The following is a 9548-nucleotide window of genomic DNA, read 5'->3' on the forward strand; positions in this document are numbered from 1 at the left end:
GCGTGGTACACCCGGGCGGCCGGACCGCTGGGCCGGGCGGCCCGGCGGATGATCGCCCGGCGGTACGCGCGCGCGGTACGGCGGTCCGTGACGCGGTCCGTACGGCGGTCGGCGACCGGTGCACAAGGGCCCGCGGACCCGTGATCATTGGCGGTGCACCCCCGTCACCGACGTGAGGAATCACGAGAACCGGAGCCACCTCCATGACGCATCTGCCGCCCGCCGTCGATGAGCTGGACCGCACCATCCTGGCGCTGCTGATCGCCGACGCCCGGGCGAGCTTCGTGGACATCGGCCGGCGGGTGGGGCTGTCGGCCCCCGCCGTGAAGCGGCGGGTGGACCGGCTGCGGGCCCACGGGGTGATCACCGGCTTCACCGCCACCGTCCGGGCCGAGGCGCTCGGCTGGGGCATGGAGGCGTTCGTCGAGGTGTACTGCGACAGCGCCGCCCCGCCCAGCCGGATGTCGGAAGTGGCCCGCAACCACCCGGAGATCGTGGCCGCCATGACGGTCACCGGGGACGCGGACGCGCTGCTGCACATCAGGGCCCGCACCATCGGCCACTTCGAACGGGTGCTGGAGCGCATCCGCGCCGAGCCGTTCGTCCGGCGCACCGACTCCCGGGTCGTCCTCACCCAATTGCTGCCCGGCGGCGAGAGCGGCAGCGGGGCGCCGCTGCGCCCGCTGCTGGACCAGCCGGCGGAAAACGCCGTCGAGCCGGGCTGACGCGCAACATTCGAAAGCGGCGTGCAAGGACATGAGCTTGTCGGCGCCCGCGCCGGTCCTTAGCGTGGAGTCATCTCTCCGGCGAAGGGAAAAGTGCCTCGATGGCGCCTGTCACGGTCGGCCGCGAACGCCGATATCTGCTGTGCGAGCCACGCTATTTCGAGCTGGCGTACGTCATTAATCCATGGATGCGACAGGATTCCCCGGTGGACCGGGACCGGGCCCTGGAACAGTGGCACGAACTGGTGCGCGTCTACCGCGAACTGGGCCACAGAGTGGACCTGGTGGAACCGGTGCCCGGCCTCCCCGACATGGTGTTCGCCGCCAACGGCGGACTGGTGCTGGACGGCAAGGCGCTGGGCTCCCGTTTCCACGCCCCGCAGCGGCAGCCCGAAGCCCTGGAATTCAGCCGCTGGTTCAAGGAGAACGGTTTTCCGGTCGTCACCCCCGAGGACACCTGCGAGGGTGAAGGCGATCTGGTGCCGGTAGGACCGGACATTCTGGCGGGGTACGGATTCCGCACCTCGACCGGCGCGCATATCAGCGCACAGGAATACTTCGGCAGGCCGGTCATCAGTCTGCGGCTGGTGGATCCGTTCTTCTACCATCTGGACACCGCGCTGTTCGCGCTGGACGACACCACCATCGCCTACTACCCCGAGGCGTTCTCGCCCGGCAGCCGCGCCGCGCTGCGCCGCCGCTACCCCGACGCCGTGACGGCCACCCGTGCCGACGCGATGGCGTTCGGCCTCAACGCGGTCTCGGACGGCCGGCACGTCCTCATCTCCCCCGGCGCCACCGAGCTGATCGGCCGGCTGACCGAACGCGGGTACGTCCCCATCCCCGTCGACACCTCCGAACTGCTGAAGGCCGGCGGCGGGATCAAGTGCTGCACACAGGAGATCCGCATCGCATGAGCGCTCACCCGATCACCGAAGCCGCCGGCGACCCCACCGACCCGGCCGCCGTCATCGCCGCCGAGGACCGGCTGGTCGCCCACAACTACCGCCCGCTGCCCGTGGTCGTCGCCCGGGGCGAGGGCGTGTGGGTGGAGGACATCCGCGGCAACCGCTACCTCGACCTGCTCGCCGGGTACTCGGCCCTCAACTTCGGCCACCGGCACCCCGCCCTGGTCGCGGCGGCCCACCGCCAGCTGGACACCCTCACCCTCACCTCGCGCGCCTTCCACAACGACCGGCTGGCCGCCTTCGCCGCCGGGCTGGCCGAACTGACCGGCCTGGACGTCACCCTGCCGATGAACACCGGCGCCGAGGCGGTGGAGAGCGCCATCAAGATCGCCCGCAAGTGGGCGTACGAGGTCAAGGGCGTCCCCCGCGACCGGGCCCGGATCGTGGTGGCCGCCGACAACTTCCACGGCCGCACCACCACCATCGTCGGCTTCTCCACCGACCCGGTGGCCCACGACGGATTCGGGCCCTACGCCCCCGGGTTCACGGTGGTGCCCTACAACGACCTGTCCGCGCTGGAGGCGGCCCTGGACGACACCACGGCGGCCGTCCTCATCGAACCCATCCAGGGCGAGGCGGGCGTGATCGTCCCGGACGACGGCTATCTGCGCGGGGTACGGGAGGCCACCCGGCGGGCCGGGGTGCTGTTCGTCGCCGACGAGATCCAGTCCGGGCTCGGCCGCACCGGCCGCACTCTGGCGCTGGACCACGAGGGGGTGCGGCCCGATCTGCTGCTGCTCGGCAAGGCGCTGGGCGGCGGCCTGGTCCCGGTCTCGGCGGTCGTCGGCACCCGCGCGGTGATGGACGTCCTGCGGCCCGGCGAACACGGCTCCACCTTCGGCGGCAACCCGCTGTCCGCCGCGATCGGCACGGCCGTCGTCGGCCTGCTGGCCACCGGGGAGTACCAGGAGCGGGCGGAGCGGCTCGGCAAGGTGCTCGCGGCCGGTCTCGGCCGGCTCACCGGGCACGGGGTGCTGCGGCACCGGGGCCGGGGGCTGTGGGCCGGGATCGACATCGACCCGGCGATCGGCACCGGGCGGCAGCTGAGCGAACGGCTGCTGGCCCGGGGCCTGCTGGTGAAGGACACCCACGGCTCCACCATCCGCGTCGCCCCGCCGCTGACCATCGAGGAGGAGGAGCTGACCGGGGCGCTGGACATCCTCGGGGAGGTACTGGCCGAGGGCCGCTGACCGGGGCCCACGGACGGGGCGGGGCGGGGCCCGGTGTGCTGCCCCGCCCCGCGCGCACCGGCCCCGGTCAGGGCGCGCGGTCGAAACGGACGGTCGCGCCACCGCCGTCGCGCACCGTGAGCGTGAGCCGGGTGATCCTTTCCCCCCACGAGGCGCGCAGCAGCGGATCGGTCAGTTCCCGCTCCTCCAGCACCGCCCGCGCCGCGCGCGGCTCCCAGCCGATCCGCAGCGCGGGACCGTCCGGCGCCCGCACGATCGCCTCGCCGCCGCCCAGGGTGACCTCGCCCGCCAGGACGTGCCGCAGCAGCACAGGACCGGCCGCCGGTGCCCAGCGGTCGGTCACGGTGACCAGCGGCCGCACCCGGTCCAGCCGCACGGTCCGGGTGAGGCCGCCGGCCGCCCCGTCCGGGTAGACGGCGGCCAGGCCGGCGTGGAAGAGGGCGCCGCCGCCGGTCGCTTCGGCGCGCACCTCCCGGGCGGCCCGCGCGGCGCCGGGCAGTTGTCCGGTGCCGCCGCCCGGCGCGGGCAGGTTGTGCCACGCGCTGGTCAGCGGCCAGGCGCGGTAGCGGTGCGGCCCGAAGCTGTCGGCGGTGTACGTCGGCTGGCCGAGGTCGACGACCAGCGGCACGCCGTCCAGGGCGATCCAGTAGGAGCCGACGTCGAGGTGGTTGTGGCGCTCGGCGTTGTGGCCGCCCTTGACCGCGACGGTCAGGCCCCCGGTGGATCCCGGCCGTTCCCTGGCCAGCAGGATCTGGGTGCGCGGCAGCCACTCCGCGGCGGTCAGCCAGCTTCCCCCCTCCCCCTGCGCGCCGGTCAGCGCGGCGCGCCAGTGCGGGTCCACCAGCGCGGTGAGCGCGCTGCCCGCCCCCGCCTCGGGGTGGGCGGCGAGGCCGGTGTCCCGGCCGCGTCCGGCCGCGTGGTCGCGGACGGCCGGGTCGCCGAGCGCGGTGCCCCAGCGGTGCAGCAGTTGCCAGGGCAGGGTGGCGGACAGCCGGGCGGCGGCGTCCCCGGCGTTGACGTACCAGGCGCCGCCCAGGTGCATCCGGTGCGGGAAGCGGGCGAGTTGCCGCAGGACGGGCAGGTCGCGGGCGTCGAGCCCGGGGCCGCCGACGGCCGCCAGCAGATCGAGGGTTTCCAGCAGCCGGCCGGCGCCGTGCCACCAGTACGCCACGCCCTCGTCGATGCCGCCGTCCTCGGGGAGGGTGGCGACGAAGCGGTCGAGTCCGGCGACGGCCGTGCGCAGCAGGGTGGCGGCGCGCTCCGGATCGTCCGTCAGCAGCAGGGCGGCGGCGGTGATCGCGCCGTGGATCCACGGGTTCCAGTTGTCGGCGGGCCGGTCGAGGCCGATCCAGGGCCAGTCGCGGCGGGCGGTGAACGGGGCGAGGACGCGCCGCTCGGTCTCGCGGCGCAGCCGGCGGCGCAAGCCGGGCGCCCGCAGGTGCAGATGGGGGCCGAGCGTGTGGTCGGCCCAGGTGAGCACGGTGGTGACCTCGGCGGCGCCCAGGTCCACATAGGGCTGTTCGGGGTCGGGCAGCACCTCGCCGCGGGCGGCGGTGTAGCCGTCGTGCGGGGCCCAGCACCAGGTGGAGGTCTCGCACAGGGCGATCAGTCCGTCGATGGCGGCGTCCAGGTACGGGACGGTGCCGGGGGGCGCGGTGGCGGGTGCGCTCTCGCCGGTGAGGACGGCGGCGAGCAGGAAGACGGTGGTGCGGACGCGCAGGGCGCGGGCCGGGTCCTCGTACGCGGTGCGGACGCCGTCGCGGAAGGAGCGGGCCCAGTCGGAGGCGCGCAGGACGGGTGCGGGGGCGGCGCGTTCGTCCTCGGCCCGGCGCAGCAGCGCGGCCCGGGTGGCGGGGTCGACGGCGTCCCAGGCGGCACGGTCGGTGACGGGCGGCACCGGGATCCGGCGCGGGGCCTCGCGTACGGCGGCGGCCAGGGCGGCCTCGGCGCCGGGGGCCAGCAGCGGCAGCCGGGCGGTGAGCGGTCCTGCGGAGGTCGGCTGCGTCACATCTGCTCCTGGTGAGGGGGCGGGAACGGCCGCGGCCGACCGTACCCGAGGGGGCCCCGGGATACGGCCGGCCGAGCGCGGGCGGAGCCGAGCGGCACTGCAACCGTTCGCAGTTATCAGGGTGTGACGTCGATGACGCCGGTGCCCGCGTACTGTTCCACGGCCTCCTTGGCGGCGGCCGGGGTGTCCGCCTGGTAGCTGTAGGGGACGGTGAAGTCCGTGGTGGACTCCAGGTGTTCGTGGGGGCTGTCGATGAAGGTGTTGTCCACCAGGTTCCAGTAGCCGGTCTCGGAGCTGCCGTAGAACCAGCCGACCGGGCCCTCGATGTAGCCGGCGTGCGAGTCCACCTCGCCGGAGCCCACGTTCTCGAACCAGTTGCCCTCGACGAGGACCCGGGCGCCCATCCGGGCGTTGATGGCCGAGCCGTTGATGTCGGTGAACACGTTGTTGAGCATGTGCACGTCCGCGTGGCGGATCAGCGGCACCCGGGAGTTGAGGGAGGTGAACGCGTTGTGGTGGTAGGTGATCTTGTCGGGGGCCTGGTCGGCGCTGTCGTTGTGGCCCACCAGCGAGGTCTTCCAGTGGTCGTGGATGGTGTTCCACGAGACGGTGATGTACTCGCTGTTGCGCTTGATGTCGACGAGACCGTCGTAGTAGTCCTTGTCCGGCTCGTTGTCGCGCTCGCTGAACAGGTCGTTGTGGTCGATCCACACGTGCGAGCTGTTGTCGGTGACCTCGATCGCGTCCCCCTCGCCCTCGGAGACGTGGTGGATGGTGAGGTTGCGGATGATGAGGTTCTGGGTGCGGGTGACCTTGAAGCCCACGCCGTCCAGCTCGCCCGCGTCGCCCACGCCGAGGATGGAGACGTTCTCGACATCCTTGATGTCGATCTTGCTCTCCTTCAGCCCGTCCTGGCCGAGGGTGAGGTCGACGTAGACGACCAGGCCGCCGCCCTCGCTCTTCTGGTGCTCCTTGAGCAGTTGGTACAGCGCCTCGGAAGGGCTCAGTCCGGTCTCGTCCGCGTACGCGCTGAGCACGTACTCCGTGACCGTGTCGCCGCCCTCGCCGCCGGTGGTGCCGCCGGCTTCGGCGGCGTAGCCGATGGGGGCGTCGGCGAACGGGTCGGCCGCGAAGGCGCCGGGCGCGGCGGGCGGGGTGTCGGCGGCGGGCGGGGTTGACGCCTGGGAGGCGGCGGTCAGGGTGCCGGTCAGCAGGGCGATGCCGCCGGCGACGGCGATGCCGGCCCTGGTGGCGGTCCGGGTGGTGCGTGACATGAGGAGTCCTCTCGGCCGGTGGGGGAACGTGTCCGAGGGTGTGGGGCCCTCGTGATGGCGTCGGCGGGTGAACCCACGATGGTGCAACCGGTTGCAGTAACCCGGTATTCACCAGACTGAGTTGACCGCTGGAACATGTCAACGGTTCGCACAGCACCCACCCGTCGCGCCCGCCCGGGGCACCGGCCTCGCGCCGCTGTGGCCTGCCCGCATGCCGGACCGGGCACCACCGGGTATCCCTGTTGTATCTATGCTGTGCGCATGCCGCAGTCCGCCGCCGCACCCAAACGTCCCCCCGCCGCCGACCATGTATACGACCACGTCAAGCGCGCCGTCCTGGAGCGCCGCTACGAGGGCGGCACCCTGCTCACCGAGGGTGAGCTGGCCGAGGCCGCCGGTGTCTCCCGCACCCCGGTGCGCGAGGCGCTGCTGCGGCTGGAGAGCGAGGGGCTGCTGCGGCTCTATCCGAAGAAGGGCGCGATAGTGCTGCCCGTCTCCGCCCAGGAGATCGCCGACGTCGTGGAGACCCGGCTGCTGGTGGAGACCCACGCGGTGCGCAAGGCGGTGCCCGCGCCGCCCGGGCTGATCGACCGGCTCACCGAACTGCTGGAGCGGCACCGCGCCCAGGCCGCCGCCGGGGCACTGGCCGACCTGGCGGTCACCGACCGCACCTTCCACGCCGAGATCGTCCGCAGCGGCGGCAACGCCATCCTCTCCCGGCTGTACGACCAGCTGCGCGACCGGCAGCTGCGGATGGGCGAAGCCGTGGTCCGTGCCCGCCCCGACCGCATCGCCCTCGCGCTCGCCGAACACCAGGAGATCCTGGACGCGTTGCGGGCCGGCGACGCCGAGGCGGCGCTCGCGGTCACCGTCCGGCACGTCAGCCGGGTCTCCGAGCTGGCCCGGGGGGAGAGCCGGTGAGCCGCCCGCAGCGTTCCGCCGAACCCGCCGACCCCCTCGATCCGGCCCCGCCCACCGGAACCGCCGCCCCCGCCGATCCGCCCGGCGGCCGGCGCGCCGTCGCCGTGTGGAGCATCGCGGTCGCCGTCTACTTCGTCGCCGTCCTGCTGCGCACCTCCCTCGGGGTGGCCGGCCTGGACGCCGCCGACCGGTTCGCGGTGGGCGCCTCGGCACTCTCCGCCTTCCCCATCCTCCAGTTGCTGGTCTACGCGGCGATGCAGATACCGGTCGGCGTCATGGTCGACCGGCTCGGCAGCCGGCGGGTGCTGATCCTCGGCCTGTCCCTGCTGATCACGGGCCAGCTGGGCTTCGCCTTCGCCCCCACCTACGGGAGCGCGCTGGCCGCCCGCGCCGTGCTCGGCTGCGGCGACGCCATGACGTTCCTGGCCGTCCTGCGGCTCGGCAACCGCTGGTTCCCCGCCCGCCGCGCGCCCATGATGGCGCAGCTCACCGGCCTGGCCGGGATGACCGGCAACCTCACCTCCACCCTCGTCCTCTCCCGGGTGCTCGACCACTCCGGCTGGGTCACCGCGTTCGCCGGGAGCGCGCTGGGCGGGCTCCTCGTCCTCGTCCCGCTGCTGCTCTTCCTCCGCGACCAGCCGCCCGGCCAGGCGCCCGTGCCGCGCCCGGCGGCGGGCCGGGGCGCGGTGCGCCGCCAGATCGGCGCGGCCTGGCGCGAGCCGGGCACCCGGCTGGGCATGTGGACCCACTTCACCACCCAGTGCCCGGCGATGGTGTTCCTGCTGCTGTGGGGGCTGCCGTTCCTGGTGGAGGCCCAGGGGTACGAGCGGGTGACGGCCGGTGAACTGCTCACCCTGGTGGTGGCCACCAGCCTGCTGCTCGGCCTGCCGTTCGGCTGGCTGCTCTCCCGCCGGCCCGGCGCCCGGCTGCCGGTGGTGCTGACCGTGACGGCCGCCGTGGCCGCCGTGTGGGCCACGGCCCTGTGGTGGCCGGCCGACCGCACCCCGGGCTGGCTGGTGGTCCTGCTGTGCGTGGTGCTCGGCGGCTGCGTCCCGGCCTCCACGGTCGGCTTCGACTTCTCCCGGCTGGCGAACCCGCCGCAGCGGCACGGCACCGCCTCCGGCATCGTCAACATCGGCGGCTTCACCGCCTCGATGCTGGCGCTGGCCGCGGTGGGTCTGCTGCTGGACGCCACCGGCGACGACTACCGGATCGCGCTCACCGTGGTGCTGGGCTTCATGGTGGTCGGCGTCGCCCAGATCCTGCGGCTGCACGGACGCGCGGTGCGCCGGGAGCGGGAGCGGCACCCCTCCCCCGCGCGGCACCCCGCGCCCGCGGACCGCGAGCGGACCGGGGTGCGCACGGGCTGAACCACCGGCTCGGGGTGAGTGGCCGGTGCCGCCCCCGGCCGGAGGGCGCGCACCGGCCGCCCCGCGTACCCGGGCCACGGCCGTGCACCGTGCGCCGTGCACCGGCCGGGCCCGGTACCGCCGGGGTACCGGGCCGCGCGGACGCCGCGGCTCAGCCCGGGATACGGGCCACGCCGCCGATCCCGGCGCCCTCCGGGTCCGGGCCGACGTCGCCGAGGTCGGGGCGCCAGCGGGGCATGGGCACCACGCCCGGCTCCACCAGGTCGAGACCGTCGAAGAAGCGGCTGATCTGCTCCAGGGTGCGCAGCCGGTACGGCGCGGCGCCGCTGTCGTTGTAGTCGTCCTGGGCGTCCATCACCTCCTGGGAGGTGGTGGCGCCGTGCGAGAGCATCAGATAGCTGCCGGCCGGCAGCTCCGCCACCAGGTCGCGGACGATGGAGCGGGCCCGGTCGTCGTCGGGGACGTGCCCCATGACGTCGGAGAGGATCACCGCGATCGGCCGGCTGAAGTCGAGGGTGTGGGAGGCCAGCCGGCGGATGCGGGCCGGGTCGTGCAGATCGGCGTCGATGTAGTCGGTGCGGCCCTGCGGGGTGGAGGTGAGGAGCGCCTGGGCGTGCACCAGGACCAGCGGGTCGTTGTCGACGTAGACGATGCGGGCGTCCGGCGCGACGCGCTGGGCGATCTCGTGGGTGTTGTCCTCGGTGGGCAGGCCGGTGCCCACGTCGAGGAACTGCCGGATGCCGGCCTCGCCCGCCAGGTGGCGCACGGTGCGGTGCAGGAAGTACCGGCTGACCCGGGCGATGTCGAAGATCCCGGGGAAGGTGGCGGCGTACTGGTCACCGGCGATCCGGTCGACCTCGTAGTGGTCCTTGCCGCCGAGCCAGTAGTTCCAGATGCGGGCCGAGTGCGGTACCGAGGTGTCGATCTCCGGCGCCGCCGGGGTCTCCCGCACGTCCTTGCTGTACTCACCCATCGGAGTCAACTCGCCATCGCTAGAGGGGACCTGGGCCTCCCATGATGCACAGCGCCACGGGCGGGTCACCGGCCGGGTGAGGTACCGGTGGTACGGCGCCGCGCCCGGCCCCGGGGTAC

At 73.9% G+C, this 9548-nt stretch carries 8 protein-coding genes; 5 read left to right on the forward strand and 3 right to left on the reverse strand.

The window, feature by feature from the left end:
• The first annotated feature begins 203 nt into the window (after positions 1 to 203).
• The 3 genes from ACFV5N_RS19730 (at position 204) to rocD (ending at position 2883) form a co-directional block, all read left to right on the forward strand.
• The gene (locus ACFV5N_RS19730; RefSeq protein ID WP_385601373.1) at positions 204 to 725 is read left to right on the forward strand and encodes an Lrp/AsnC family transcriptional regulator; all 522 of its coding nucleotides are present in this window, start codon (positions 204 to 206) and stop codon (positions 723 to 725) included.
• Between the two features lie 101 nt (positions 726 to 826).
• Positions 827 to 1642 carry a dimethylargininase gene (gene ddaH / locus ACFV5N_RS19735; RefSeq protein WP_385601376.1) on the forward strand — a complete coding sequence of 272 codons (816 nt, stop codon included), beginning with the start codon at positions 827 to 829 and terminating at the stop codon, positions 1640 to 1642.
• Positions 1639 to 2883 carry an ornithine--oxo-acid transaminase gene (gene rocD / locus ACFV5N_RS19740; protein WP_385601379.1) on the forward strand — a complete coding sequence of 415 codons (1245 nt, stop codon included), beginning with the start codon at positions 1639 to 1641 and terminating at the stop codon, positions 2881 to 2883. Before ddaH ends, rocD begins: the two co-directional genes overlap by 4 nt.
• Before the next feature lie 67 nt (positions 2884 to 2950).
• Here the strand turns inward: rocD and ACFV5N_RS19745 are convergent, their stop codons facing one another.
• A complete protein-coding gene (locus ACFV5N_RS19745) occupies positions 2951 to 4891 on the reverse strand; it encodes a heparinase II/III family protein (protein WP_385601382.1) in 1941 nt (646 codons plus the stop codon).
• A 116-nt stretch (positions 4892 to 5007) separates the two neighbouring features.
• Entirely contained in the window at positions 5008 to 6165 is a 1158-nt protein-coding gene (locus tag ACFV5N_RS19750; RefSeq protein ID WP_385601384.1) for a polysaccharide lyase family 1 protein, read from the reverse strand.
• 261 nt (positions 6166 to 6426) lie between these two features.
• Here ACFV5N_RS19750 and ACFV5N_RS19755 point away from each other — a divergent pair, with 261 nt between their 5' ends.
• Together ACFV5N_RS19755 and ACFV5N_RS19760 are read left to right on the forward strand one after the other, a co-directional pair.
• Complete coding sequence (locus ACFV5N_RS19755; RefSeq protein ID WP_385601387.1) at positions 6427 to 7086, forward strand: GntR family transcriptional regulator; 660 nt, start codon at positions 6427 to 6429, stop codon at positions 7084 to 7086.
• Entirely contained in the window at positions 7083 to 8456 is a 1374-nt protein-coding gene (locus tag ACFV5N_RS19760) for a nitrate/nitrite transporter (RefSeq protein ID WP_385601390.1), read from the forward strand. The genes ACFV5N_RS19755 and ACFV5N_RS19760 overlap by 4 nt, the downstream gene beginning before the upstream one ends.
• 151 nt (positions 8457 to 8607) lie before the next feature.
• Here ACFV5N_RS19760 and ACFV5N_RS19765 read toward each other — a convergent pair whose 3' ends face one another.
• Complete coding sequence (locus ACFV5N_RS19765) at positions 8608 to 9429, reverse strand: SAM-dependent methyltransferase (RefSeq protein ID WP_385601393.1); 822 nt, start codon at positions 9427 to 9429, stop codon at positions 8608 to 8610.
• Between the last annotated feature and the right edge of the window lie 119 nt (positions 9430 to 9548).

Source organism: Streptomyces sp. NPDC059853 (assembly GCF_042731495.1).
Classification (GTDB): Bacteria; Actinomycetota; Actinomycetes; order Streptomycetales; family Streptomycetaceae; genus Streptomyces.